Here is a 26814-nt window from a genome sequence, read left to right as displayed (position 1 = left end):
CTGGTCTCCGGCAGGGTTTCTGACGTACCGTCAATTCCCTTGCCGCCCAGGAGGTCAGCCGTGTCCGACGACCGCCCGGTCCCTCTCGACGAGTACCCCGTCCACCAGGCGCCGCTGTCGATGAAGCATCTCGTCACCGGCGACCGCAACGCCTACGACCGGTGCATCTTCCAGGTCTTCGATCACGAAGGCCGCGCCCTGCTCATCGCCGGCCTCGGCGTCTACCCCAACACCGGTGTGATCGACGCCTACGCCACCCTCAGACTCGGTGACCGGCTGCATGCCGTACGCGCCTCCGACGCCCTCGCCGACGACCGGATGAACCTCTCCGTCGGCCCGCTGCGCATCACCGTCGACGAACCATTGCGCCGCCTCACCCTGCACTGCGACGCGGACCCGGAAGACCCGGGCTCGCTCTCGTACGACATCACCTGGAACGCCGAATTCCCCGCCGTATGGGAACCGCACCACATCCAGCGCCGTGGCGACCGCCTCATGCTCGAAGGCCGCCGCTTCGTCCAGGCGGGCAGCTGCAGCGGCGTCATCCGCGCCGACGGAGAAGAGATACCCGTGACGGCGGGGGAGTGGACCGGAACCCGAGACCGCAGCTGGGGCGTGCGGCCCATCCCCGGCGAGGAGGGCGGCCGCGCCGCCGACGAACTGCGGCCCGCAGGCTTCCACTGGCTCTGGATCCCCGTCCGCTTCGAGGACCGCTTCCTGATGGTCATCGCCCAGGAGGACGCCGACGGCTACCGCACGCTCAATGAGGCCGTTCTCGTCCGCGAGGGCCGGCCCGACACCCAACTCGGCTGGCCGCAGGCTGATATCACCTACCGCCCCGGCATCCGCGACCCCCGGAGCGCCGTCGTCCACCTCACCGACCCGGCCCGCAAACCCCTCGAACTCGGTGTGGAGATCCTCGCCTCGTCGCCGCTCGCCGTAGGTGCGGGGTATCCGCCCGCCACCGACTGGCAGCACGGCACCTGGCAGGGCCGCGGCTGGCGGGACCGGCGTACCTACGACCTCTCCGACGCTGCCGCGCACCCCATGGCCGCGTACGGCGTCACCGACCACGTCGCCCGCTTCTCTCTGGATGGGCAGACGGGCTACGGAATCTTCGAGCACGGCACCTTCGGCCGCCACGACCCGAGCGGCTTCACCGGCTACGACTCGGTCGCCGGCTGAGGCGTGTGGTGGAAGCAGCGCCGTCCGCCCGCAGGGCGTGCGGGAGAAGTCCCGCACGCCCCGCAGGCCCCGGCCGGCCGGCCGCGGCGGGACACCGGTCAGAGGATGAAGACGCTCTGCGCGGTCTCCGTGTAGTACGTCTCACCCGGGTAGATGAGCCGCTCCACCCGGCCCGTGCAGTAGGGCCCGTTATGGACCTCGGCGATGGCGTTCGTGTGGTTGGTGACGGACGACGGGAACCAGTTGACGGGATAGCACCCGCGCGGGTCGATGTGCCCGACGCCGTTGATGAACAGCACCCCCTCGGCCGCATACGCGGAGTTCGGGACGGCGAGTGCAAGCGTCGCGGCGGCCGCGAGCGCCCCAAGGGTCGTCGCCAAACGTCGCATCATGCGCGTGCTCCTTCCGGTATCGCGAGCCGCCTCGATGCGACCCGCTGATGTCACTGAAAGTACGCGAACGGTCACGACAGGTCACCGGCGTGCGGAAGCAGCCGCCACCGCCGAATGCGCTGTTCACCACGCCCGTTCACCGGCAACGACCGACCGGCAGTTCCGGCAGATCCGACAGCGAGGAGCACCGCCATGGCCACCGCACCACGCCCCCGCACCACCACCCGCGATCCCGAGGAACTCGCCCGCCGGCTCACCGACTGGCTGCACGCGCGGCTGCCCGGCGCCAAGGTCTGTGGCGTGCGGGTCCCCGAATCCAACGGAATGTCGAGCGAGACGCTGCTCTTCGACATCGAGCATCCGGAACCGCCCGTCCGGGCCTGCGCGTTGCGGCTGGCCGCCGACCCCGCCGCGTACACGATCTTCCCGGTGTACGACATGGCCCTGCAGTACCGCACCATGCGTGACGTCGCCGAGCACACCGACGTCCCCGTACCGCGCGTGCTGTGGCTGGAGGAGGACCCGGGGCCCCTGGGGGCGCCCTTCTTCGTGATGGAGCGCGTCGAGGGCCGGGTGCCGCCCGATGTCATGCCCTATACGTACGAAGGCAATTGGCTGCACGCCGCGAGCGACGCCGAACGCGCCCGCCTCGAAGAGGCCACGATCTCGCTGATCGCCCGGCTGCACGACCAGCACCCGGTCCCGCCCCGGCAGGGCAGTGCGCTGCGCCGCCATGTCGATGCCCAACGGGCCTACTACGCCTGGGTGGTGGAGGGGCTGCCGCGATCACCGCTCATCGAGAGCGCCTTCGACCGGCTCGAGACCCACTGGCCCGAGAACACCGGTGAGACCGTCCTGAACTGGGGCGACGCACGTATCGGCAACATCATCTACGCCGGCTTCGAGCCCGCGGCCGTACTCGACTGGGAGATGGCCGCCTACGCCCCGCGCGAGACGGACCTCGGCTGGACGATCTATCTGCACCGGTTCTTCCAGGATCTGACGGTCGGCTTCGGTCAGCGCGGACTGCCCGACTTCCTGCGGCGGGACGCCGTGGAACAGCGCTATGAACAGCTCACCGGACACCGCCCGCGCGACATGGAGTTCTACACCCTCTATGCCGCGCTGCGGCACGCGATCGTGATGCTCCGAGTGGCCTACCGGCAGGTCCACTTCGGTGAAACACAGGTGCCGGACGACCCGGACAGCCTCATCCTGCACCACGCCACTCTCGCGGCGATGGTGCAGGGAAGCTACTGGTGACCGACCCGCGGCTCAGGCCGCGCCGCGCATGCGCGTCACCTTGAAGGGACGCGAGCCCGGACCGCCGACGTGCGAGAAGGGCTGCGTCCGCCAGTCGAGCCCCTGAGGGAGCGTCAACAGCAGTGCGGTGTCCTGCTCCTGGACCTCCAGCGTCTCGTCCGCGGGAGACGCGTCGCCGGCCGCCCGGCCGGTACCGGCGCACACGGTGAGGCCGAACGGATTCCATGGGGTGGGGCACAGCGCATGCTCCGGCAGGACGTCCTCGTCCGCCAGCAGCGCGATCGGCTGCTCGCAGTCCGGGCAGATCACCCGGTACATCTCAAAGGTGTCGTAGGCGTCCAGTTCGTCGGTATCCGCCGGATCGGCCGAATCGACAGGCTCCGGTTCGGTGCGTTCGGTGTTCTCAAGGCTCTGCATGGAGAATCTCCCCCTCTGGTGGGCCGACCAGGCACGTGCGGCCTCGACCACAGCAAGCAATTCCCCTCGCGCGAGCCAGGTAACCGTGCGGTCACGGCGGACCGGGCGCGGCGCCTGTGGCATTCGTCACATGCCTGCCGCAGGTGCCCCCTTCACGCTGCCGCCGACTGTGCCGGAAGCCATCCGGGGCAATAGGTTGATCCGCATGGAGGAGCTGGATCGTCAGATCGTGGATTTGCTCGTCAAGGACGGGCGGATGAGCTACACCGACCTGGGCAAGGCCACTGGCCTGTCCACCTCGGCGGTGCATCAGCGTGTCCGCCGCCTCGAGCAGCGCGGTGTCATCCGCGGCTATGCCGCCGTCGTCGACCCCGAAGCGGTCGGGCTGCCGCTCACCGCGTTCATCTCGGTCAAGCCCTTCGATCCCAGCGCCCCCGACGACATCGCGGAACGCCTCGCCGACGTCCCCGAGATCGAGGCCTGCCACAGCGTCGCGGGCGATGAGAACTACATCCTCAAGGTGCGCGTCGCGACGCCTTTGGAGCTGGAGCATCTGCTCACCCACATCCGCTCCCTGTCCGGCGTCTCCACCCGCACCACCGTCGTGCTCTCCACCCCGTACGAGGCACGCCCGCCGCGTATCTAGGCTGGTCCCATGACCGAGAGCGCCGCCCCCCAGAGCGACCACCGCACCGTGCTGCTGCGCGGTGGAGAAGTCCACAGCCCCGCCGACCCCTTCGCCACCGCGATGGTCGTCGAACGAGGACACGTCGCGTGGGTCGGCTCGGAAGGCGCCGCCGACGCCTTCGCGAGCGGTGTCGACGAGGTGATCGATCTCGACGGCGCCCTGGTCACCCCGGCGTTCACCGACGCACACGTCCACACCACAGCGACCGGCCTGGCCCTCACCGGCCTCGACCTGTCACGGGCCCGCACTCTGACCGATGCCCTCGGTCTCGTACGGGAGCACAGTGCCGCACACCCCGGCGACACGGTTCTCCTCGGCCACGGCTGGGACGCCACGCGCTGGCCCGAGCAGCGCCCCCCGTCCCGTGCCGAACTCGACGAGGCGAGCGGCGGCCGCCCTCTCTACCTGCCCCGGATCGACGTCCACTCCGCCGTGGTCACCACCGCGCTGCTGGACCTCGTCCCCGGCATCACCGGCCTGACCGGCTACCACCCGGACGCGCCACTCACCGCCGCCGCCCACCACGCCGTACGCAGCGCCGCCCACGGCGCCGTCACACCCGCCCAGCGTGCCGCCGCCCAGCGTGCCGCGCTCGCCCACGCCGCCTCGCTCGGCATCGGCACCGTCCACGAGTGCGCGGGGCCCGACATCTCCGACGAGGGCGACTTCACCGCACTGCTCAGGCTCGCCGCGGCGGAGCCCGGCCCGCGGGTCGTCGGCTACTGGGCCGAACACGTCGAGGGCGCCAAGGACGCGCGGCGCATCCGCGAGCTCGGCGCCATCGGCGCGGCCGGTGACCTCTTCGTCGACGGCTCCCTCGGCTCCCACACCGCCTGCCTGCACACCCCGTACGCCGACGCCCCCCACACCGGCGCCGCCCACCTGGACGCCGCGGCCGTCGCCGCCCATGTGACCGCCTGCACCGAGGCCGGACTCCAGGCCGGCTTCCACGCCATCGGCGACGCCGCCCTCACCGCTGTCGTCGGCGGCATCGGGGCGGCCGTCGAATCCCTCGGCCTCGCGCGCGTCCGCGCCGCCAGGCACCGCGTCGAACACGCCGAGATGCTCACCCCCGAGACCATCGCCGCCTTCGCCGAGTACGGTCTCACCGCCTCCGTCCAGCCCGCCTTCGACGCGGCCTGGGGCGGCGAGGACGGCATGTACGCCCAGCGCCTGGGCGCGGAGCGGGCCCGCACCCTCAACCCGTACGCCGCACTCCTGCGCGCCGGGGTCCCCCTCGCCTTCGGCTCGGACAGCCCCGTCACCCCGCTCGACCCCTGGGGCACCGTGCGCGCTGCCGCCTTCCACCGCACCCCCGAGCACCGCATCTCCGCACGGGCCGCCTTCACCGCCCATACCCGCGGCGGCTGGCGTGCCATCGGCCGCGACGACGCCGGTGTGCTGGTCCCCGGCGCCCCCGCCGACTACGCGGTCTGGCGCACCGAGGAACTCGTGGTCCAGGCCCCCGACGACCGGGTCGCCCGGTGGTCCACCGACCCCCGCTCCGGCACGCCCGGCCTGCCCGATCTCACCCCCGGCGGGGAACTCCCGCGCTGCCTGCGGACGGTGGTCTTCGGACAAACCGTCTTTGCGAGGCCGAACGAGTGACGTGCGGACATTTCGTACCGCCGATCGATGTTCTCCGCGCTCGTCCGCGACCTGCGGATCTTCTGCCCTGACCTGCTGATTCGGGCAAAGCGCGCAGATCGACCGACTGTTGACAGCGAGCGCCCACCGGCCGGTAGGTTCGGCCGAGTCCACCACAGGATGTCCGACCGGTTGGACCTCCACGCAGTCGTCGAACGCCGCTGGGTCATGGGGCGGTGTGCCGCACCGGCGCACCTCCACTGGGAGCCAGGTTCAGCGCCCGCGCCTCGGGGGCGAGGGAAGGTTTCAGCCGGCCGGCAGGTGCGACCCGGGTGGGGCCCGGCGTTCAGTAGACAACGGCTCTCGGTCGATCCGCAGCCAGCGGGTCCCAGGTCGGCCCGAAGGACGCCGGGCCCCGATCCGTTGCTCTTCACCCGGGCCCAGGTCCGTGCCGCGCGAGACCTGCCGCCGGCGCTCGCTATGGTGGGGCTCTGTGTACGGACATTAAGGGGCAGCAGTGAACGACGGCGGTCAGCGGCGGTACGGCCCGCTCGGCAGAGCCTTGGTGATCATCCCGACCTACAACGAGGCCGAGAACATCAAGCCGATCGTCTCCCGGGTGCGCACTGCCGTGCCCGAGGCGGACATCCTCGTCGCCGACGACAACAGCCCCGACGGCACCGGTAAATTCGCCGATGAACTCGCGGCCGAGGACGACCAGGTGCACGTCCTGCACCGCAAGGGCAAGGAAGGCCTCGGTGCGGCCTACCTTGCGGGCTTCCGCTGGGGAATCGAACACGGCTACGGCGTACTGGTCGAAATGGACGCCGACGGCTCACACCAGCCCGAGGAGCTGCCCCGGCTGCTGACCGCGCTCAAGGGCGCCGACCTGGTGCTCGGCTCCCGCTGGGTCCCCGGCGGCCGTGTCGTCAACTGGCCGAAGCACCGTCAGTTCATCTCGCGCGGCGGCAGCACCTACTCCCGGCTGCTCCTCGGTCTGCCGCTCCGTGACATCACGGGCGGCTTCCGCGCCTTCCGCAAGGAGACCCTCGAGGGTCTGGGCCTGTCCGAGGTTGCCTCCCAGGGGTACTGCTTCCAGGTCGACCTCGCCCGCCGGGCGGTCGCTGCCGGTTACCACGTCGTCGAAGTCCCCATCACCTTCGTCGAGCGCGAACTGGGCGACTCCAAGATGAGCCGGGACATCGTCGTGGAGGCGCTGTGGCGGGTCACCGCCTGGGGAGTCGGCGGCCGGGCGAATCGTCTCCTCGGCCGCAAGTCCGGCTGACCGCCGCCCTGCCCGCCCTCTTCCTGCCCTCTGTCCGTACGCGCGATCTTCCTGATCGCCCCCTTACGCCGCTCGGGCGGGCGTCCAGGCACACTGGGGGCATGACGACCGGCGCATCGCCCTCAACAGCCCCCAAGCGCTCTCGCGCCCGCTCCTTGGTCCCCCTCGGCATCGCCGCCTGGCTGGTGCTCGAGGTCTGGCTGCTGACCCTCGTGGCCGGAGCGGCCGGCGGATTCACCGTCCTTGCTCTGCTCGTCGGTGGCGGCATCCTCGGTGCCGTCGTCATCAAGCGGGCCGGCCGCCGCGCCTTCCGCAGTCTGAGCGAGACCCTCCAGCAACAGCAGACCGGCCAGAGCCCGCCCGCTGCCGCCGAGACCGGCAGCACCGGAAACGGCTTTCTGATGCTCGGCGGACTGCTCCTGATGCTGCCCGGCCTGATCTCCGACGCGGCGGGCCTGCTGCTTCTTGCGCCGCCCGTCCGCGCGAAGCTCGGGCGGTACGCGGAGAAGTCGCTGGAGCGCCGGATGCGCGCTGCGGCGCCCGGCAGTCTCGGCGATGCCTTCCAGCAGGCGCGTATGCGCCGCCCGGACGGAAAGGTCGTCCAGGGCGAGGTCATCCACCAGGACGGGACGCCGGCCCCGCGCCGCTACGAGAACGAGGGCCCCCGGCCCCCGCTGACGCACTGACCCGCCCCGCTGCTCAGGTCGCTCAGGTCTGCTCAGGAACGCACTGACCTGCCCCCTGTAGCCAGGGGGACGGCGACCGCAGGGGACCGAGGGGGAGGTCCGAGGTCCGCCCCCGGGCACAGCAGAGCCGCGGGCTGTGGCACACACTCCGTGTGTCACAGCCCGCGGCTCTTGTCGTGCTTGTGCTGTTGTGTTGCTTGATGCGGTGTTTACGCGGTCAGGCGGACTTCCGGCTGTCCCGCGGGTGCACAGCGATGTTCATGGCGCCGGAACGCAGGACCGCCAGCCTCTCGGCCAGCACTTCCTCCAGTTCCTCGCGAGTGCGCCGCTCCATGAGCATGTCCCAGTGCGTTCGCGCAGGCTTGCCCTTCTTTTCTTCGGGGCCGTCGCCGTCCACCAGGAGTGCCTGGGCGCCACACGCCTTGCACTCCCACTCCGGCGGAATGTCCGCCTCCACGGAGAACGGCATCTCAAAGCGATGTCCGTTCTCACATGCGTACTCCACCGCCTGGCGCGGGGCCAGATCGATGCCGCGGTCCGTCTCGTAGCTGGTAACCACGAGTCGCGTGCCGCGGAGAGCTCGCTCACTCATGAATCGTGCCTCCCGGGCTTGTCGCCCACAGGACAGGTGTCGCTGTCGTCGTCATCCGGTCAACGTCCGGTCGGCGGTAAAGATTCCCGTTCCGGGTCATGCGTCGCCCGTCGTGCCGCCCCTTGTTGTACCCACCAGTGCCCGGTTTGTCACATCTGACAGAAAGTGTCACCCAATGATTTCACTTCATCAGCACGCAGTAACGGTCCGCCTGGCAAGCCAAAGGCGTACACTACCGGCCTTTCACTTCAACGTCTAAATTCGTTCCGGCACGGGGTTGCCCGCGGCGGCCGCGGCCCGCCTCACCGGCACCCGCGCCAGCAGGACGAAGCCCAGCGCGAAGAAGACCACCAAAGAGATGATGGCATCCCGATAACTGCCGGTCAGCTGGTATGCGAGCCCGAACACCAGTGGCCCCAGCCAGCTCAGCCCACGGTCGCTCATCTCATAGGCCGAGAAGTACTCGGCCTCCTTGCCGCGCGGCACCAAATGGGAGAACAACGAGCGCGACAGCGCCTGACTGCCGCCCAGTACGAGTCCGATCGCCGCCGCCAGGCCGTAGAACCAGAGCGGTGCCCCGGCAGGCAGAAAGTATCCGGCCGCCAGAATCAGCGTCCAGACGGCGAGCGACGCCAGGATCGTCCGCTTGGCCCCGTACGTCCTGGCCAGTCGGCCCATGCCCAGCGCGCCCACCACCGCGAGCACCTGCACCAGCAGCACCGCCGTGATCAGTGTCGTCTGATCGAGACCCAGCTCCTCCGATCCGTAGATCGAGGCCTGCGAAATCACCGTCTGCACCCCGTCGTTGTAGACGAGATACGCCAGCAGGAACGACAGCGTCAGCGGATGCCGGCGCATGTCCCGCAGCGTGGCCGTCAACTGCCGCCAACCCGAACCCACCGCCCCGTCGCCGCTCGGCGCCATCCGGCGGTCCCGCAGCCGGCGCAGCGGCACCAGTGTGAAAGCGCCCCACCACACCCCGGCCGAGGCCAGACAGATCCGTACCGCCTCGGATTCCGAGAGTCCGAAGGAGTCATGGCCGGAGTACACGATCAGATTCAGGACGAGCACCAGTGCGCCCGACGTGTAGCCGAACGCCCAGCCCCGCGACGACACCGCGTCCCGCTCGTCCGGCTCCGCGATCTGCGGCAGGTACGCGTTGTACAGCACCATCGACACCGACAGCGACGCGTTCGCGACGATCAGCAGGAACGCGCCCAGCAGATACCGGTCGCCGTCCAGGAAGAACATGGCCGTCGTCGCGGCCGCCCCCACATATGCGGCGACCGCCAGCAGCGGCTTCTTGCGGCCCGTACGGTCGGCCTGCGCGCCTGCCAGGGGCATCAGCAGCACTGCCAGCATCATCGAGATCGACACCGCGTACGCGAACACCGAACCCGCCCGCACCGGAACGCCCAGCGGATGCACAAAACCCTCGGCATCGGCAGCTGCCTTCGCCACCGAGGTCAGGTACGGGCCCAGGAAGACAGTGAGCACACTCGTCGAATAGACGGAACACGCGAAGTCGTAGAAGTACCAGCCGCGTTGCTCGCGTCTGCGCTCGCTCGTCCCGGCAGTCCGGTCCGCGGTGTCGGCCGTCACTCCGCGCCCCCTCACTCGTCCCCGCACAGACGCGCGGGGCTCAGACCCAGACCCCCCGGTCGGTCAGTACCGTGCGCAACGTCTCCAGATGATCGGTCATGATGCCATCCACCCCGAGGTCCAGGAGAGCGGTCATCCGATCCGGGTCGTTGACGGTCCACACATGGACCTGGAGTCCGCGCTCGTGCGCCGCGCGTACGAAGCGCCGGTCCACCACCCGGATGCCGCCCTGGGTCTCCGGGACCTGCGCGGCGACCGCGCCCCGGCGCAGCGCGGCAGGTATCCCGTACGCGCGCAGCCGCAGACCCACCACGCCCCGCACCCCGTACGAGGTCGCCAGCCGCGGTCCCGCCAGCCGCAGCGCCCTCACCACCCGGCCCTCCGAGAACGAGCCGACACACACCCGGTCCCACGCGCCCGCCCGGCGGACCAGGTCGACCAGCGGAACCAGCGCGGACTCCGCCTTGATGTCCACATTCCAGCGCGCCTCGGGGAACTCCTCGAGCAGTTCCTCGAACAGTGCCAGCGGCTCCCTGCCCGCCACCCTGGCCTGCCGGACCTCGCTCCAGGGCAGCGCCGCTATCTTGCCGCGCGCATCCGTCACCCGGTCCAGCGTCGCGTCATGGAACGCGAGGAGCTTCCCGTCCGCGGTGGTGTGCACATCGGTCTCGAAGTAGCGGTAGCCGGTCTCGGCGGCCCGCCGGAAGGCGGCCGCGGTGTTCTCGATCCCGTCCGCCGCCCCGCCGCGATGGGCGAAGGCAAGGACGGAGGGATGGTCCAGGTAGGGGTGGCGTACGTGGGTCACTGCCGCAGTATCGCCTGCTCCGGTGTCCCGCCGGCGACCACGGTGCTGCCACCGTCCGCCTCGGGGATGGCGAAAACGCGCAGGAACAGCTGAGCCAGCGGGCCGATGGCCAGGGCGTACGCGACCGTGCCGAGGCCGACCGAGCCGCCGAGTACGAAGCCGGTCGCGACCACGGCCACCTCGATCGCCGTACGGACCAGCCGGATCGACCGGCCGGTGAGGCGGTGCAGCCCGGTCATCAGACCGTCCCGCGGGCCCGGCCCGAAACGCGCCGAGATGTAGAGGCCCGTGGCCACGCCGTTGAGCACGATGCCCGCGACCAGCAGCGGAATCTGCAGGCCCAGGCCGTGCACATCCGGGACCACGGCGAGCGTTCCGTCCATCGCGATGCCGATCACGAAGACATTGGAGACGGTGCCCAGCCCCGGCCGCTGCCTGATCGGAATCCACAGCAGCAGCACCAGCGCACCGACGATGATGGAGATGACACCGATCGTCAGCCCGGTGCGCTCTGCCAGCCCCTGATGCAGCACTCCCCACGGCTCGAGCCCGAGCCCGCCGCGTACAAGGAGCGCCGAGCTCACCCCGTACAGCGTCAGACCGATGTACAGCTGCACGAGCCTGCGGGTCAGATACGCGGACACAATGACGCCCCTTGTGGTGATCGTGGACTGATGCATGACACTCTGTGGCTACGGAACAGACGCCAACCATGGCCAATTCGAGGAAGGTGGACTGACTTTTATGACGCAGTGGACCTCAGCGGTGGGCGCGGCGCAGCTCGCCCGGCAGCTCACCTCCCAGCAGTCCCGCCCCGCCGGCCCCGGCACCCGAAAGCCGCCCGCCTACCGCGCCCTCGCCGACGGCATCCGGCTGCTCGTCCTCGAAGGCCGCGTCCCCGTGGCCGCCCGGCTCCCCGCCGAACGCGAACTCGCCCTCTCCCTCTCCGTGAGCCGCACCACGGTGGCGGCGGCGTACGAGGCGCTGCGCGCCGAAGGCTTCCTGGAGTCCCGCAGGGGAGCGGGCAGCTGGACCGCCGTACCGGCAGGAAACCCGCTGCCCGCACGTGGCCTGGAACCCCTGCCGCCCGAGTCGCTCGGCTCGGTGATCGACCTCGGCACCGCGGCGCTGCCCGCTCCCGAGCCCTGGCTCACCCGGGCCTTCCAGGGAGCGCTCGAAGAACTGCCCCCGTACGCCCACACCCACGGCGACTATCCGGCCGGCGTACCCGCGCTGCGCCAGATGCTCGCCGACCGCTACACCGAGCGCGGCATCCCCACCATGCCCGAGCAGATCATGGTCACCACCGGCGCGATGGGTGCCATGGACGCGATCTGCCATCTCTTCGCGGGGCGCGGCGAGCGCGTCGCGGTGGAGTCCCCCTCCTACGCCAACATCCTGCAGCTGATGCGTGAGGCAGGAGCCCGGCTCGTGCCGGTCGCCATGGCCGAAGGGCTGACCGGCTGGGACCTGCCCCGATGGCGGCAGGTGCTGCGCGACGCGGCACCCCGGCTCGCCTATGTGGTGGCCGACTTCCACAACCCCACCGGAGCCCTCGCCGACGAGGACCAGCGCCGCCGCCTCGTGGACGCCGCACGCTCGGGCGGCACGGTCCTCGTCGTCGACGAGACCATGAACGAGCTGTACCTGGACGCGGACGTCGACATGCCGCGGCCCGTCTGTGCCTTCGACCCGGCCGGCAGTACGGTCCTGACGGTCGGCTCCGCCAGCAAGGCGTTCTGGGCCGGCATGCGCATCGGATGGGTGCGCGCGGCGCCGGACGTGATCCGCTCGCTGGTGTCGGCGCGTGCGTACGCCGACCTGGGCACGCCCGTACTGGAACAGCTCGCCGTCAACTGGCTGATGCAGACCGGGGGCTGGGAACAGGCCGTCGCCCTCCGGCGCACCCAGGCCCGTGACAACCGTGACGCGCTGGTCACGGCGGTACGCAGGGAGCTGCCCGACTGGGAGTTCGATGTGCCGCAGGGCGGGCTGACGCTCTGGGCGCGTACGGGCGGTCTGTCCGGATCCCGGCTCGCCGAGGTCGGCGAGCGGGTGGGAGTGCGGGTGCCGTCGGGGCCCCGGTTCGGTGTCGACGGCGCCTTCGAGGGATACGTACGGCTGCCGTTCACGGTCGGCGGGCCGGTCGCCGAGGAGGCGGCGGTACGGCTGGCGGCGGCCGCGCGCCTCGTCGAGACCGGTGCGAGCACCGGCACGGAGGCGCCGCGGACCTTCGTCGCCTGACTCAGCCCTCGGCCGGTACGGGAGCCGGGGTGGCGGCAGCCGGGGCAGGAGCGGGGGCGGGAGCTGCGGCGGCCGGAGTGGCTGCCTCCACCCTCTCCTGCCGCTCCGGCAGCAGATCGAGCACGGCCTGCCGGTGCGCCTCGGTCGTCGCTTCGTCGTAGGGGTCCGGGGTCGCCGGCACCTGAAGCCTCAGGACGGGGCCCGTACCGAGCCGTGCGTATCCGCGGCCGGGCGGGACGTCGGACGTCGGCGTGGTGTGCGGCTTCATCCCGAGCACGGACTCCACCTGGTCGAACCCGGCCGGACCCAGGACCACCCGGGCCCGGGTGTGCGTCCGTACGGCCTCGGTGAGCACGTCCGTGCTGTCGGACTGCTCGGCCACCACCACCGTCACCTGGGCGGCCCGCCCGTGACGCAGCGGCACCTGCAGCAGCTCCTGCGGATCCGTGTGCCCGTCGGCCGCTGCCAGATGACCGAAGATGCTCGGCCGGTCCAGCAGAATCCACAGCGGACGCTTGGTGTCCTCGGGCACGGCATGCCCGGCCTGCCGGGCCCGGTTCGCCGCGATCAGCCGGCGCTCGGTCTCGTGCGCCGCCCACTCCAGGCTCGCCAGCGCCCCGGCCAGCCCGCACTCGAGGGCCAGCACGCCGGCGCGGCCCGCCAGGCAGGCGTACTCGCCGGTGCCACTGCCCTCGATGATCAGTACGTCTCCGTGCTGCAGGGCCTGGAGAGCGATCGAGCGCATCAGGGTCGTGGCGCCGCTGCCCGGCTCGCCGACCACGAGCAGGTGCGGCTCCGTCGAGCGGGGCCCGGTGCGCCAGATGACCGGCGGCGCGTCCCGGGTTTCCTCGCCCTCGGTCACCGGCACGGTGCGCTGCACCGCGTCGGCGTCGGTGAAGCCCAGAACCGTTTCGCCTGGGACGGCGACGAAACGCTGGGCCGCGATGGACGTGGGCAGGGCGGGCAGCACGCTCATCACGAGGTGGTTGCCTTCCTCCTCCCAGGTGAACAGATACTCGCGCCCGCGCCCGGACTTTGCGTGCAGCAGTTGCTCGATCCGGGCCCGGGACGCGGGCTCGCCGTCGGTGAAGTACGCGGGGTAGGTGACCTGGAGCCGGGTGAGCCGCCCGTTGTCGTCGAAGGTGAACTCGGTGAAGGCCTTGCTCCAGTCCCCGCCGTGGGCGAAGAGCGGATCCGGATCCTCCGCCACGGAGAAGTACGGCACGAGAGCCTCGTAGAGGGCCTGTAGCCGCCCTCTCTCCGCCTCGTCGGGCCCGGTCTTCACCGGCGTACGCACGCGCCCCTTCCAGGCGGCCGCGGCCATCACCGAGATCAGGGCGACCAGCGGCCCGTACGGGATGAGCGCGACCACCAGGACGCAGGCTGCGACCAGGAACAGCGTGGGACCACGCCGTTCCTTGGGGGCGCCCGCCCATTTGCGCCCGGCCTCGGCGGCCAGCCGCCGCAGACCACGGGTGATCGTGATCAACGGATGGAGGACATCCGTGGCGCTGTCGGCGGCCGTCCGCGCGATTTCGCGGCTCCGCGCGATCTGTGCGCTGCCGCTGCTCAGAATGCGGGGGAGTGGTCGCCGCGCCACATCGGTCTCCTGGGGGTGCTGATGGTGCTGAGGATGCTGAGCGGGTCGGCGGGCGTCAGAACTTGATCCCGCCCAGGAGGCCGGCGAGGCTCGCGCCGCCGGCCGTGATGCTCGGGGCGATGGCGGTGCCGGCCAGATAGAAGCCGAAGAGTGCGCAGACACATGCGTGGGACGCCTTGAGCCCGTCCTTCCGGAAGAAGAGGAAGGCGATGATTCCGAGCAGCACGACGCCTGAGATCGACAGGATCATGAGGTTCTCCTGGTTGAGGGGACAGTCACCATGAGTTCTTCCAGGATCACAGGAAGTATCTATGTGATAAAAGGTGCAAATGGGTGAAATTCTAGGTATTTCACTGCACTGGCGGACGTCGGCCCGCGGGTCGGCGGGCACACTGCGCGGCTGCACGGCACAGTGCCTGCCCCGGGACTTCGTCGCAGTGATCCTTGCCGCGGGCGGGCCACGTCATCCCGGCGTCCGGGCAGTACTCTGTCGATTCACTCGTACGGCTGCCCTTGCCGTGCGTGACAGGCCAGGTCAACGCAGGGAAAGGCGGTCAGTCCGATGAGTGAAGCCCCGGATCCCGAGGTGATCGAGCTCGCGACCAAGGTCTTCGATCTGGCGCGTCAGGGAGAGACCGAGGCCCTCGCCGCGTACATCGACGCCGGCGTCCCCGCGAACCTCACCAACGACCGCGGCGACACACTCGTCATGCTCGCCGCCTACCACGGGCATGCCGCGGCGGTGGAGGCGCTCATCGCCCGCGGCGCCGAGCCGGACCGGGCCAACGACCGCGGCCAGACCCCGCTCGCCGGAGCCGTCTTCAAGGGCGAGGACGCGGTCATCCGTGCGCTGCTGGCCGGCGGCGCCGACCCGACGGCAGGCACCCCCTCCGCGATGGATACTGCGCGGATGTTTGGGAAGACAGACCTCCTGGAGCTGTTCGGCGGCCAGTGAGCGGCAGCTGAGCGGCTTGCGACAGTCGCTGAGAGGGACGCCGTAAATGTGGTCGCGGTGGCGAAATGGGTGGGTCATCATGACGCCAGGCCCTACCCCGGACTTCATCCGGGAGTTCCCCTGGGGCCACCGACGAGAGGCAGAGGAAGATGGTCTACACCAAGCGGAAGACGGCGGGCGCCCTTACATGTTGCTGCGCGGCCTAGGCAATTCCACTCCCCGGTTGCGTCGACAGCTTGATGTGAGGCTTTTCCCATGTTCGATCCAGTCATAGCGCCGAGCGGCACGCTCCTCGGCCTGCTGCAGAGGGGCCGCGGTGACGGCACGCTGCACGCGCTCGCCGCGCCGCGGGCCGAAGCGCTCGCGGCCCTCAACCACTGCGTACTGAGCGATCCCCGCCACGACTGGCAGGTCGAGAACCGCTCCCTGTACTACGCACGCCTCTATCTGGATCTCCACGGCAGTCTCGAGGAGATCGAGCGGCATCTCTGCGATGCCGACGATCACCTCGACACCGACGAGGCCAGGACCGGTCTCGCGCTCGCGGTGCTCGGGCACCTCGCCTCGTACGGCAGGGGTGACGCCCTGTCCCTGCTGCGGCGGTACGCCGCCGGCGGCGCCAACTGGGCGTGGGCCCTCGACGAGCTGGCCCTGCGGGACAGTGATGCGGGTCTGCGCGCACTGGCCACCCCGGTCCTCGCCCGTTTCCCGGCCACCCCGGAGGGCGAGGCCGAACTGGCCGTCACCGTAAGGGACGCCTTCGAACCGCGGCCGTGGCGGCTGTGGGCCGAGGACCGGCGGGACACCGTCGGTGCCCGGATCCGGGCAGCCCAGGAGGCCGGCTCCTTCGACCGCTGGCAACGCCAGATGCGACCCACCGGGCCCCGGCCCGGCTGGAGCGTCCAAGCCGTCTTCGACTGGGCCGACCAGGGCCTCGAGCGCGGCAGCGCCCTGCATGTGCCTGCCGCACGGTGCCTGTCGGCCGTCGCCGGGCCCGAGGACCGGCCCGCCATCGTCGACGTCGCACGCGACGGCTCCGACGGGGCGCGCTCGGCCGCCCTGCACTACCTCGCGGAGTCACGGGACCCCGTTGTTCTCGACCTGATCGAGGCCGCGGTGCTCAGCGGCTCCCGTACCGTCGCCGACGCGGCGGTCGCCGCGTTCGAGCGGATGTGCGGCGACGAAGCCGTCGACCGGGCGCGCGGCTGGGTCCACCGGCCCGACGCGCTCGGAGCGTCCGCGGCCGGCGTGCTCGCCTGCCGCGGCGGCGCCCAGGACGCCCCGCTGGTGCTGGGCGCGCTGCGCGAGACCGTACGGGCCGACGGGCCCGACGCGCCGCTGCTGTGGAAACTCGTCGACGGGGCGGGACGGCTCGGCATCAACTGCGCCGCACCCGTGCTGCGCCATGTGTACCGGGAGACCGCCTCCTCGCAGCTGCGGGGACGCGCCGCCACCGCGCTCGCCGCCACCGATTCCTCCTTCGCCACCGGATTCGCCGTCGAATGCCTGTGGGACTGCGAGGAGACCACCCGGGAGCTCGCCGCGCTGCACGCCGAGACCGGCGATGTGAGGGTCGAGGAGCGATTGCGCCGACTGGCCGCGGACCCGGCCGAGGAGGCCGAGGTGCAGACGGCCGTACGGAGCAGAATCGGACCGGACATGCCCGCCGTGTGACGATCTGGGCGGGTCCGACAGGGCGCTGACACAAACGCTCATGGGACGTTTCACGGGCGGAAAGATCCACGTTGGCGCAGCCACCCCGGGCCCGACGACAACACGGGTATGCGTGTCGTCATCGTCACCGAATCCTTCCCGCCCGACGTCAACGGAGTGGCGCACTGCGCCCTGCAGACCGCCCGGCATCTCGCCGCACGCGGTCATGACCCGCTCGTCATAGCCCCGGCGGCGGCCGGGGCAGAGAGCTCCGACCGGAGCGCGCCCTGCCCCGTGGTGCGCGTTCCCTCCCTGCCGCTGCCCGGATATCCGCAAGTACGGGTGGCTCTGCCGAGCCGCCGGGTGGCGGCGGCGATCGCCGCCCACCGGGCCGAGCTCGTTCATCTCGCCAGCCCGTTCGTGCTCGGCGTGCGCGGTATGGCAGTCGCGGCACGGCTGGGGCTGCCGGCCGTCGCCGTCTACCAGACCGACCTGGCGGGCTACGCCCGTACCTATGTCGGCGCGGGCGAGGGCGCGGCCTGGCGGCGTATCCGCGCCGTGCACAGCGCCGCGGACCGCACCCTCGCGCCGTCCACCGCCGCGCTGCGCGATCTGGAGGAGCACGGCGTCGAACGGGTGCGGCTGTGGCCGCGCGGCGTGGACACCGCGCGCTTTCGGCCCGGACTGCGGGACGAGGCCCTGCGGCGCGAGCTCGCCCCGAACGGAGAGCTGCTCGTCGGCTATGTCGGCCGGCTCGCCCCCGAGAAGCAGGTCGAACTTCTCGCCGGAGTCTGCGGCCGGCCCGGAGTGCGGGTCGTGGTCGTCGGGGACGGGCCGAGCGAGACCACCCTGCAGGGTGCCCTGCCCGGTGCGGTCTTCCTCGGCCGCCGGACCGGCGACGAACTCGCCCGGATCTTCGCCTCGCTGGACGTCTTCGCGCACACCGGTCCGTACGAGACCTTCTGCCAGACCGTGCAGGAAGCGATGGCGAGCGAAGTGGCGGTCGTCGCCCCGGCCGCGGGCGGACCGCTCGATCTGGTCGACCACGGCCGGACCGGGCTGCTGGTGGAGCCGCACGACGCGGACGCGGTGGCGACCGCCGTGGCCACCCTGGCGGCCGACCCCGGCCTGCGGGCGGCGTACGGCCGGGCCGGCCGGGCCGCCGTCGAGGGCAGGACCTGGGCCGTGGTCGGCGACCTGCTGATCGACCACTACGCCGATGTGCTGAGCGAGCGTACGGCGGTGGCGGCATGAGCAGCGCGCTGCGGATCGTACGGCTGGCGAACTTCGTCACCCCCTCGTCCGGCGGCCTGCGCACGGCGCTCGTCGCGCTCGGCAAGGGCTACCGGGCAGCGGGCCACGAGCCCGTACTGATCGTGCCCGGCGACCTCGAGAGCGATCGGCTCACGGAACAGGGGCGGGTGATCACCCTGCCCGGACCTGAACTTCCCGGCACCGGCGGATACCGGGTACTGGCCGGCCGGCGGCGGCTGCGGGAGGTCCTGGAGACTCTCGCACCCGACCGGCTCGAGGTCTCCGACCGCACCACCCTGCGGTGGACGGGCGAGTGGGCGCGGCGCAACCGGATCCCCTCGGTGATGGTCTCGCACGAGACGGCGGACGGGGTGCTGAGGACCTGGGGCCTGCCGGAGGCGGTCGCGGCACGGACCGCGGACCGGCTCAACCGCCGCACCGCATGGGCGTACTCGCGGATCGTGTGCACCACGGAGTGGGCGGAGCGCGAATTCGTCCGTATCGGGGCTCAGAACGTGGTCCGCGCACCACTCGGTGTCGATCTGCACCGGTGCCGGCCCGGGCGGCGCAGCACGGTTCTGCGTGCCAAGCACGCCGCGGGGGCCCAGGTGCTGCTGCTGCTCTGCTCCCGCCTGTCGGTGGAGAAGCGCCCGGGCATGGCCCTGGACGCGCTCGCGGAGCTGCGCGAGCGGGGTGTGCGGGCCGCGCTGGTGGTCGCGGGCGAGGGCCCATTGCGGGGCGCGCTGACCCGCAGGGCCCGTACGGAGCGGCTGCCCGCTGTCTTTCTCGGCCATGTCGCCGACCGCGAGACGGTGTCCGACCTCCAGGCGGCGGCGGACCTCTGCCTGGCCCCGGGCCCGGCGGAGACCTTCGGCCTGTCGGCCCTGGAAGCGCTCGCCTGCGGCACCCCGGTCGTCGCGAGCGCATCATCGGCGCTGCCGGAGGTGATCGGGGACGCGGGTGCGGCGGCCCTCGATACGGCGGAGGCCTTCGCCGATGCCGTTCAGGAACTGCTTGCCCGTCCCGAGGACGACCGCCGCGCGGCGGCCCGGGCACGGGCCGAACTCTTCGACTGGAACCGGTCGGTGTCCGCTTTCCTGGCTGCCCACGACGCCTCGCAGGTGCGCGAGCCGGCGCGCGGAACGGGGGTGGCGGCATGACGGTGAGAGCCGACGGCGCCATCGGCTCTCACCGTCATGCCGGTAGGGGGCGGGTGCCCGGGGGAGACCTTGCTCCCGGGGACGGCCCTGCCGCGGTGACCGGGGAGGCCGTCGTTTCTGGGGGCCGGGGCCCGGTCGGTGGGGCCCGTACCGCTGTCGGTGCGGGAAGCACGGGCAACACCGCCGAATTCGTGTCCGGGCGTTCGGGGTACTCCGGGGAGGTGCCCGGGCACGTCGGCACACCCGTGGTTCCGCAGGGCGGTGCCGTCACGCGTGGAGAAGCCGGCGAACCCGCACATCTCGCGTGTGTGCTCCCGGCAGGCGGCGATTTGGCGACCGGGGACGGTGCGAAACCGACGGTTCCCGCCTGCCTGCCGTCGCCACGCGGCGACCTGGATAGCGGCGACCTGGAACGCGGCGACCTGAGGCGCGGGGACGCCGTGGAGCCCGCGGCTCCTGCCTGTCCGCCCCCGCCCCCGCCGAGCGGCGAGGTGGCACCTGGTGGCGGCGTGAGTCCCGCACATCCCGGGTGCTCGCTCCCGCCTCCCGTGTACGCGCTCCCGGCGCCCGCGGCCGCCGCCGAAACCGACGCTCCCGGGGGCGCGGATCCGGCGGGCGGCGACATGGTTCCGCGCGCCCTGCGGTTCGTTGCGCTCGGGGACTCGCTCACCGCGGGGGTCGGCGATCGTGTCGGCGGCGGGTGGCGGGGGTGGGCCGCGCTGCTCGCCGGCGGGCTCGCCGGGGCGGGCGTGGACGCCGACTTCCGTAACCTCGCCGTCAGCGGCGCCCTCACCGAGGACGTCGCCGAGCGGCAGACCCCCGAGGCCCTGGCCCTCGGGCCCGATATCGCGTCCGTCGTCGTCGGGGTCAACGACACCCTGCGCTGCACCTTCGACATCGAGGACCTCACCCTGCGGCTCGACACCGTATGTGCCGCGCTCGCCGCGCGCGGCACGGTACTGCTGACCGCATGTCTGCCCGACCCCGGCAGCATGCTGGGCCTGCCCGCGCCGCTCGCCCGCCCGTTGGCCAGACGGCAGCGAGCGGTCAACGCCGTCGTGCATGCCCTGTCCGAGCGCTACGGAGCCGTACATCTGCATGCCGCGGACGCGTCCTGGGTCGCCGACCGGTCCATGTGGAGCGCCGACCGGCTGCATCCGGGCGAGCGCGGACACCGGATGATCGCGCGGCGCTTCCATGAACTGCTGGCCGCGCGCGGGCTCGCCCACGGGACCGCGCCCGGATGCGAACCCGATCAGCCCCTGCCGACCCGCTCCGCGTCGCTCCTGTGGCTCGCCACGGCCGGTACCGGGTGGGTGGCGCGCCGGTGCACCGATCTGCTGCCGCAGTTGCTCCAACTGGCAGGCGCGGAAGTACGCCACTGGGCGCGCGGATCCAGCGCGCGCCTGGACCGCAGCGCCGAGCACGCGCTCTCGTCCGCGCTGGCTGCCGTGTCACTGGACGTTCCCCTTGCCAGAATGGGGGAATGAGCGGGCGCTGGGAGTTCTGGATCGACCGTGGCGGCACCTTCACCGACATCGTGGGCAGACGCCCCGACGGACGGCTCGTGACCCGCAAACTGCTCTCGCACAACCCGGAGCGGTACCGGGACGCGGCCGTCGCGGGCATCCGGCTGCTCCTCGGCACCGGCCCGGACGAGCCCGTCCCGTCCGGCCGGGTCGCCTGCGTCAAGATGGGCACGACCGTTGCCACCAACGCGCTGCTCGAGCGGCGCGGCGAGCCGACCGTCCTGGTCATCACCGAGGGCTTCCGGGACGCGCTGCGTATCGCCTACCAGAACCGGCCCCGGCTCTTCGACCGCCGGATCGTGCTTCCCGAGGCGGTGTACGACCGCGTCATCGAGGTCCCCGAACGCGTCGACGCGCACGGCGAAGTCGTCCGGCCGCTCGACATGGCAGCCGTCACCGAGCAGTTGAAGGCCGCGCGCGACGCAGGCTTCCTGAGCGCCGCCGTCGTGCTGATGCACGGGTACCGCCACCCCGCCCACGAGACCCGCCTCGCCGAAGAGGCCCGCGCGCTCGGCTTCAGCCAGGTCAGCTGCTCGCACGAGGTCAGCCCGCTGATCAAACTGGTGCCCCGCGGCGACACCACCGTGGTGGACGCCTACCTCTCGCCGATCCTGCGACGCTATGTCGACGAGGTCGCCGGCGAACTGGACGGCATCCGCCTGATGTTCATGCAGTCCAACGGCGGACTGCGCGAGGCCGCGCACTTCCGCGGCAAGGACGCCGTGCTCTCCGGCCCGGCGGGCGGCGTCGTCGGTATGGCCCGCACCGCCGAACAGGCCGGATTCGGGCGGGTCATCGGCTTCGACATGGGCGGCACCTCCACCGATGTGTCGCACTACGCGGGCGAGTTCGAGCGCGAGCTCGGCACCCAGGTGGCAGGTGTCCGGATGCGCGCGCCCATGATGAACATCCACACCGTTGCGGCCGGCGGCGGCTCCGTCCTCCACTTCGACGGCCGTCGCTACCGCGTGGGCCCCGACTCCGCGGGCGCCGAACCGGGCCCCGCCTGCTACCGCCGCGGCGGCCCACTGACCGTCACCGACGCCAACGTGATGCTCGGGCGCGTCCAGCCGGACCACTTCCCCGCGGTCTTCGGGCCGGGCGGCGACCAGCCGCTGGACGCCGACACGGTGCGCGAGCGCTTTGCCGAACTGGCCGAGGAGGTACGCAAGGAGAGCGGTAAGGAGCGCAGCCCCGAGGAGGTCGCGGCAGGCTTCCTGGAGATCGCCGTCCTCAATATGGCCAACGCCGTCAAGAAGATCTCCGTACAGCGCGGTCACGACGTCACCCGCTACGCCCTCACCTCGTTCGGCGGGGCCGGCGGCCAGCATGCCTGCGCGGTCGCCGACGCCCTCGGCGTCAACACGGTGCTCGTGCCGCCGCTGGCCGGGGTGCTCTCCGCGTACGGCATCGGGCTCGCCGACGCGACCGCCATGCGCGAGCAGTCCGTGGAGGCCGAGCTCGACGAGCCGGCGCTCGGACGCGTCCGCACGCTCTGCGACGACCTCGCCGAACGCACCCGCGCCGAACTGCGCGCCGACGCCGTCCCGGACGCCGCGATCACCACACACGCGCGCGTGCTGCTCCGTTACGCCGGTACGGACGCCGGCCTGCCCGTCCCGCTGGACACCGCCACCGCCATGAGAGAGACCTTCGAGTCGACCCACCGCACCCGCTACGCGTTCACCATGGACAAGCCGCTGGTCATGGAGGCGGTCTCCGTCGAGGCCGTGGGCACGGCGGGGGAGCACGGCGCGTACGTCGTCGAAGAGACCGCGGGCGATACGGAGTCCGCTCCGCGCGCCACGGTGCGGATGTTCGTGGACGGCGAGCGCCGGGACGCCCCGCTCCACCGGCGCGGGGACCTGCGGACCGGCGACACCGTGGAAGGGCCCGCGATCATCGCCGAGGCCGACGCGACCACTGTGGTCGACCCCGGCTGGCGGGCTGCCGCCGACGAAAGCGGCCATCTGCTGCTGACGCGGGTACGGCCCCGCCCCGGCCGGGTCGCTGTCGGCACCGATGCCGACCCGGTCCTCCTGGAGGTCTTCAACAACCTCTTCATGGCCATCGCCGAGCAGATGGGCGTACGCCTGGAGAACACCGCCCACTCCGTGAACATCAAGGAGCGGCTCGACTTCTCCTGCGCCCTGTTCGACGCGGACGGCAACCTCATCGCCAACGCGCCCCACATTCCCGTACACCTCGGCTCGATGGGTGAATCCATCAAGGAGGTGCTGCGCCGCAACGGGGGCACGATGCGGCCCGGTGACGTGTACGCGATCAACGACCCGTACCACGGCGGCACGCATCTGCCCGATGTGACCGTCGTGACGCCCGTCTTCGAGGGGGCGGAGCTGCGGTTCCTGGTCGCCTCGCGCGGCCACCACGCCGAGATCGGCGGCATCACCCCCGGCTCCATGCCCGCCTTCAGCCGCACCATCGACGAGGAGGGTGTGCTCTTCGACAACTGGCTGCTGGTACGGGACGGGCGGCTGCGCGAGGACGAGACCCGGGAGCTGCTGACCACCGCCCCCCACCCGTCCCGCGCACCCGACACCAACCTCGCCGATCTGCGCGCCCAGATCGCCGCGAACGAGAAGGGCATCGCCGAGCTGCGGCGCATGGTCGACCAGTTCGGGCTCGATGTCGTCCAGGCCTATATGCGGCATGTGCGGGACAACGCCGAGGAGTCGGTGCGCCGTATCGTCGCCGGCCTCAGCGACGGCGAGTACCGGTACGAGACCGATGGCGGGGCGGTCATCCAGGTCGCGCTCCGGGTGGACCGTGAAGAGCGCAGCGCGGTCATCGACTTCGCCGGCACCTCGCCGCAGCAGCCCGGGAACTTCAACGCCCCCAGGTCAGTGGTGATGGCGGCGGTGCTGTATGTGTTCCGGACCTTGGTCGCCGACGACATCCCGCTCAACAGCGGCTGTCTGGAGCCCCTCGACGTACGGGTGCCACAGGGCTCGATGCTCGCACCCGCCCACCCCGCGGCCACCGTCGCGGGAAACGTGGAGACCTCCCAGGCCGTCACCGGCGCGCTGTACGCCGCACTCGGCGTCCAGGCCGAGGGTTCGGGCACGATGAACAACCTGACCTTCGGCAATGAGCGCGTGCAGTACTACGAGACGGTGGCGAGCGGTTCGGGTGCGGGCGACGGCTTCGACGGCGCCGACGCGGTACAGACGCATATGACCAACTCGCGCCTCACCGACCCCGAAGTGCTCGAGTGGCGCTACCCGGTGCGTGTGGACGCCTTCGCCGTACGGGAAGGCAGCGGCGGCCGGGGAAGGTGGAGCGGCGGCAGCGGAGTCGTACGCCGGATCCGCTTCCTGGAGCCGATGACGGTGGCGCTGCTGACCGGGCACCGCCGCGTCCCGCCGTACGGCATGGCGGGTGGTGCGGCGGGCTCGCTCGGCAGCAACCTGGTGGAGCGGGCGGACGGTGGCGTGACGCGGCTGCGGGGCGTCGACTCGGTGGACGTCGCCCCCGGGGACGTACTGGTCATGAACACCCCGGGCGGTGGGGGCTACGGCACTCCCTGGTCAGCGGACGGGGAGGAAGCGGACGGGGAGGAAGCGGACGGGGAGGAAGCGGATGGGGACGAGGCGGACGAGGAGGAAGCGGACGGTGCCGAGCGGAGGTTGACGAAGCGGAGCGGGACGAAGCGGACGGGGGTGCCGGGCACGGCCTGAGCCGCCGCGGAGAGATCGCGACGGTCGACGACCGCCACCACCGGATAGCCGCCGGTGGTCGGATGGTCGGCGAGGAAGACCACGGGGCGCCCGTCCGGCGGCACCTGCACGGCCCCCAGCACCATGCCCTCGCTGGGGAGTTCGCCCGGGACCGCGCGTTCCAGGGGCGGCCCCTCGGTGCGCAGCCCGATGCGGTTGCTCGCCGACGACACCCGGTACGCGCCACGGCCCAACGTGCGCACAGCCGCATCCGTGAACCAGTCGTCGCGCGGACCGAGCCGCACCCGCAGCACCAGCTCGGCCGGCGGGGCGGTCCACGGAACGCTCCCGTCCATCCGCGCGGGCGGCCCGGCCGGCTTCCCCAGCGGCAGTACGGCGCCGTCCGTGAGCGGCGCAGGACCGAGCCCGGAGAGCAGATCGGTGGCGCGACTGCCCAGCACCGGTTCGACCGCGACTCCGCCGGCGAAGGCCACATAGGCACGGACGCCGCGCACCGCGGGCCCCACCTCCAGCACGGCGCCCGCGGCCACCCGCACCGGCGCACCCCATGCCACCGGCCGCCCGTCGACCGTGACGGCGCACGGCGCGCCGCCCACCACCACAGTCACCGCACAACGCGGCCGCACCGCACAGCCGTTGAGGGTGGTCTCCAGAACCGCCGCACTGTCCGCATTGCCCACCAGCCGGTTGACAAGGCGGGCCGAGTGCGCGTCGAGCGTGCCGGAGCGCGGCACCCCGAGATGGGCGTGGCCGGGCCGCCCCGGGTCCTGCACCGTGGTCAGCGCCCCGGACCGTACGACCGCGAAGGCCCGGTCGGTCATCGGCGGATCCCCGCGCCGGCGCGCTCCGGCACAAAACGCACCCGCGTCCCGGGCGAGAGCAGCGCGGCGGGCTCCCGCGCCGGATCCCACAGCACCGTGTCCGTCGTCCCGATCAGCTGCCAGCCGCCGGGCGACGACCGCGGATACACCCCGGTGTACGGACCGGCCAGGGCCAGCGACCCGGCCGGAACGGAGGTGCGCGGGGTGGCCCGGCGCGGCACCGTGTACTGCTGCGGGAGCCCGGTCAGATAGCCGAAGCCGGGCGCGAACCCGCAGAAGGCGACCCGGAATTCGGCCGAGGAGTGGATCCGTACGGCCTCCTCCTGAGTCACCTGCCACAGCGCCGCGACATCCGCCAGATCCGGCCCGTCGTAGCGGACCGGAATCTCGATCGCATCCTGCACGCGCGCGTGGAGCGCCGGTATCTCCCATGCGGCCAGCTCCCGCGCGAGGCGCCCGGGCTCCTCGATTCCGTCGAGCAGCACGGTCCGGGCGGCGGGCACGATCTCGCGGATCGCCGGAAGGGTGCCGGCGGCACGGCGGCGCAGCAGCTCGGCGTGGAACGCCCCGGCCTCCTGCGCGCCGGCCAGTTCGACCAGGAGGGCCCGGTCGCCCACGGGGAGGGTCTTCATACGAAGGCCTCCACGCGGACCCCCACGCTCTCCAGCTGCTGTCGCACCCGGCGGGCGAGCGAAACGGCCCCCGGGGTGTCGCCGTGCAGACAGAGCGAGCGGGCGCGTACCCAGACCGGCTGTCCGCACCGCGAGGTGATCACGCCGAACCTGGCCATGCTGACGGACCGTTCGACGACCGCGGCCGGATCGCTCACCACCGCACCGTCCTGGCCGCGCGGCACGAGCGTGCCCTCCGCGGTGTACGCGCGGTCCGCGAACGCCTCGGTGACGGTGGGCAGTCCGGCCTTCTCGGCCATCGCGTGCAGCTTCGAGCCGGGCAGCCCGAGCAGCGGCAGCCGCTCGCCCGAGAGGAGCACGCCGTCGACGACGGCCGCGGCCTGCTCCTCGTCGTGGACGACGCGGTTGTAGAGCGCGCCGTGCGGTTTGACGTACGAGACACGGGAGCCGGCAGCCCGGGCGAAGATCTCCAGCGCTCCTATCTGGTACGCGATCTCGGCGGACAGCTCGTCCGGGGGGACGTCCATGGAGCGCCGGCCGAAGCCCGCCAGATCGCGGTACGAGACCTGGGCGCCGATCCGCACCGAGCGCTCTGCCGCGAGTTCACAGACGCGGCGCATGGTGGGCGCGTCCCCGGCGTGGAATCCGCAGGCGACGTTGGCGCTGGTGACGACGGACAGCAGCTGTTCGTCGTCGGTCAGCTGCCAGCGGCCGAAGCCCTCGCCGAGGTCGGCGTTGAGATCGATGGACGCCCAGGTCATCGAAG

23 protein-coding genes and 1 pseudogene are annotated in these 26814 nt (G+C 71.8%); 13 read left to right on the top strand and 11 right to left on the bottom strand.

Annotated features, from left to right (window positions below; genetic code table 11):
- The first annotated feature begins 60 nt into the window (after positions 1 to 60).
- A complete protein-coding gene (locus tag OG883_RS17715; protein ID WP_266541942.1) occupies positions 61 to 1185 on the top strand; it encodes a hypothetical protein in 1125 nt (374 codons plus the stop codon).
- Between the two features lie 98 nt (positions 1186 to 1283).
- Here OG883_RS17715 and OG883_RS17710 read toward each other — a convergent pair whose 3' ends face one another.
- Positions 1284 to 1577 (bottom strand): hypothetical protein, encoded by a 294-nt coding sequence (locus OG883_RS17710; protein WP_266541939.1) that lies wholly within the window; start codon positions 1575 to 1577, stop codon positions 1284 to 1286.
- Positions 1578 to 1769: 192 nt separating this feature from the next.
- On the opposite strand from OG883_RS17710, the gene OG883_RS17705 reads away from it, so the two are divergent.
- Entirely contained in the window at positions 1770 to 2840 is a 1071-nt protein-coding gene (locus tag OG883_RS17705; RefSeq protein ID WP_266541937.1) for a phosphotransferase family protein, read from the top strand.
- Between the two features lie 12 nt (positions 2841 to 2852).
- On the opposite strand, the gene OG883_RS17700 is transcribed toward OG883_RS17705, so the two are convergent.
- Positions 2853 to 3257 carry a hypothetical protein gene (locus OG883_RS17700; RefSeq protein ID WP_266541935.1) on the bottom strand — a complete coding sequence of 135 codons (405 nt, stop codon included), beginning with the start codon at positions 3255 to 3257 and terminating at the stop codon, positions 2853 to 2855.
- A 205-nt stretch (positions 3258 to 3462) separates the two neighbouring features.
- Between OG883_RS17700 and OG883_RS17695 the strand changes: the two genes are divergently transcribed.
- The 4 genes from OG883_RS17695 (at position 3463) to fxsA (ending at position 7503) form a co-directional block, all read left to right on the top strand.
- Positions 3463 to 3903 carry an Lrp/AsnC family transcriptional regulator gene (locus tag OG883_RS17695; RefSeq protein WP_266541932.1) on the top strand — a complete coding sequence of 147 codons (441 nt, stop codon included), beginning with the start codon at positions 3463 to 3465 and terminating at the stop codon, positions 3901 to 3903.
- Between the two features lie 9 nt (positions 3904 to 3912).
- On the top strand, positions 3913 to 5553 hold the full coding sequence (locus OG883_RS17690) for an amidohydrolase (protein WP_266541929.1): 1641 nt from the start codon (positions 3913 to 3915) through the stop codon (positions 5551 to 5553).
- Positions 5554 to 6049: 496 nt separating this feature from the next.
- The gene (locus OG883_RS17685; protein ID WP_266541926.1) at positions 6050 to 6817 is read left to right on the top strand and encodes a polyprenol monophosphomannose synthase; all 768 of its coding nucleotides are present in this window, start codon (positions 6050 to 6052) and stop codon (positions 6815 to 6817) included.
- 101 nt (positions 6818 to 6918) lie between these two features.
- Positions 6919 to 7503 carry an FxsA family membrane protein gene (gene fxsA, locus OG883_RS17680; protein WP_266541923.1) on the top strand — a complete coding sequence of 195 codons (585 nt, stop codon included), beginning with the start codon at positions 6919 to 6921 and terminating at the stop codon, positions 7501 to 7503.
- Between the two features lie 217 nt (positions 7504 to 7720).
- Here fxsA and OG883_RS17675 read toward each other — a convergent pair whose 3' ends face one another.
- From OG883_RS17675 to OG883_RS17660, 4 genes are all read right to left on the bottom strand, one after another.
- Entirely contained in the window at positions 7721 to 8095 is a 375-nt protein-coding gene (locus OG883_RS17675; protein ID WP_161311542.1) for an RNA polymerase-binding protein RbpA, read from the bottom strand.
- A gap of 255 nt (positions 8096 to 8350) precedes the next feature.
- A complete protein-coding gene (locus OG883_RS17670) occupies positions 8351 to 9697 on the bottom strand; it encodes an MFS transporter (protein WP_266541913.1) in 1347 nt (448 codons plus the stop codon).
- A 40-nt stretch (positions 9698 to 9737) separates the two neighbouring features.
- Positions 9738 to 10502 (bottom strand): glycerophosphodiester phosphodiesterase, encoded by a 765-nt coding sequence (locus OG883_RS17665; protein ID WP_266541910.1) that lies wholly within the window; start codon positions 10500 to 10502, stop codon positions 9738 to 9740.
- Positions 10499 to 11182 carry a YitT family protein gene (locus OG883_RS17660; RefSeq protein WP_266541907.1) on the bottom strand — a complete coding sequence of 228 codons (684 nt, stop codon included), beginning with the start codon at positions 11180 to 11182 and terminating at the stop codon, positions 10499 to 10501. The genes OG883_RS17665 and OG883_RS17660 overlap by 4 nt, the downstream gene beginning before the upstream one ends.
- A gap of 64 nt (positions 11183 to 11246) precedes the next feature.
- On the opposite strand from OG883_RS17660, the gene OG883_RS17655 reads away from it, so the two are divergent.
- Positions 11247 to 12746 carry a PLP-dependent aminotransferase family protein gene (locus OG883_RS17655; protein ID WP_266541905.1) on the top strand — a complete coding sequence of 500 codons (1500 nt, stop codon included), beginning with the start codon at positions 11247 to 11249 and terminating at the stop codon, positions 12744 to 12746.
- Position 12747: 1 nt separating this feature from the next.
- Here the strand turns inward: OG883_RS17655 and OG883_RS17650 are convergent, their stop codons facing one another.
- Both OG883_RS17650 and OG883_RS17645 read right to left on the bottom strand, forming a co-directional pair.
- Positions 12748 to 14346, bottom strand: a complete 1599-nt coding sequence (locus tag OG883_RS17650; RefSeq protein WP_266541903.1) for an ATP-binding protein — start codon at positions 14344 to 14346, stop codon at positions 12748 to 12750.
- Between the two features lie 55 nt (positions 14347 to 14401).
- On the bottom strand, positions 14402 to 14596 hold the full coding sequence (locus OG883_RS17645; RefSeq protein WP_266541901.1) for a hypothetical protein: 195 nt from the start codon (positions 14594 to 14596) through the stop codon (positions 14402 to 14404).
- Between the two features lie 312 nt (positions 14597 to 14908).
- On the opposite strand from OG883_RS17645, the gene OG883_RS17640 reads away from it, so the two are divergent.
- The 6 genes and pseudogenes from OG883_RS17640 to OG883_RS17615 all read left to right on the top strand — a co-directional run.
- Entirely contained in the window at positions 14909 to 15301 is a 393-nt protein-coding gene (locus OG883_RS17640; protein ID WP_266541896.1) for an ankyrin repeat domain-containing protein, read from the top strand.
- A gap of 255 nt (positions 15302 to 15556) precedes the next feature.
- Positions 15557 to 16975: a HEAT repeat domain-containing protein gene (locus OG883_RS17635; protein ID WP_266541893.1), complete on the top strand. Its 1419-nt coding sequence runs from the start codon at positions 15557 to 15559 to the stop codon at positions 16973 to 16975.
- Positions 16976 to 17083: 108 nt separating this feature from the next.
- Entirely contained in the window at positions 17084 to 18208 is a 1125-nt protein-coding gene (locus OG883_RS17630; RefSeq protein WP_266541891.1) for a glycosyltransferase family 1 protein, read from the top strand.
- Positions 18205 to 19368 carry a glycosyltransferase gene (locus OG883_RS17625; RefSeq protein WP_266541888.1) on the top strand — a complete coding sequence of 388 codons (1164 nt, stop codon included), beginning with the start codon at positions 18205 to 18207 and terminating at the stop codon, positions 19366 to 19368. The genes OG883_RS17630 and OG883_RS17625 overlap by 4 nt, the downstream gene beginning before the upstream one ends.
- Positions 19369 to 19991: 623 nt before the next feature.
- Positions 19992 to 20858 (top strand): SGNH/GDSL hydrolase family protein, encoded by an 867-nt coding sequence (locus OG883_RS17620; protein WP_266549135.1) that lies wholly within the window; start codon positions 19992 to 19994, stop codon positions 20856 to 20858.
- Positions 20855 to 24442: pseudogene (locus tag OG883_RS17615) on the top strand (hydantoinase B/oxoprolinase family protein); the annotation flags it as partial. The gene OG883_RS17620 and the pseudogene OG883_RS17615, both read left to right, overlap by 4 nt.
- Here the strand turns inward: OG883_RS17615 and OG883_RS17610 are convergent.
- The 3 genes from OG883_RS17610 to OG883_RS17600 are packed head-to-tail and all read right to left on the bottom strand — an operon-like array spanning position 24430 to position 26809.
- Positions 24430 to 25416 carry a biotin-dependent carboxyltransferase family protein gene (locus OG883_RS17610; RefSeq protein ID WP_323180931.1) on the bottom strand — a complete coding sequence of 329 codons (987 nt, stop codon included), beginning with the start codon at positions 25414 to 25416 and terminating at the stop codon, positions 24430 to 24432. The pseudogene OG883_RS17615 and the gene OG883_RS17610 sit on opposite strands and share 13 nt — an antisense overlap.
- Positions 25413 to 26048, bottom strand: coding sequence for a 5-oxoprolinase subunit PxpB (pxpB, locus tag OG883_RS17605; protein WP_266541883.1), 636 nt, complete (start codon positions 26046 to 26048; stop codon positions 25413 to 25415). The genes OG883_RS17610 and pxpB overlap by 4 nt, the downstream gene beginning before the upstream one ends.
- Positions 26045 to 26809, bottom strand: a complete 765-nt coding sequence (locus OG883_RS17600; RefSeq protein WP_266541880.1) for a LamB/YcsF family protein — start codon at positions 26807 to 26809, stop codon at positions 26045 to 26047. Before OG883_RS17600 ends, pxpB begins: the two co-directional genes overlap by 4 nt.
- Between the last annotated feature and the right edge of the window lie 5 nt (positions 26810 to 26814).

It is taken from the genome of Streptomyces sp. NBC_01142, assembly GCF_026341125.1.
Lineage (GTDB): Bacteria > Actinomycetota > Actinomycetes > Streptomycetales > Streptomycetaceae > Streptomyces.
The sequence above is the reverse complement of the archived record's forward strand: the minus strand, read 5'-3'. Positions and strand labels throughout refer to the sequence as shown.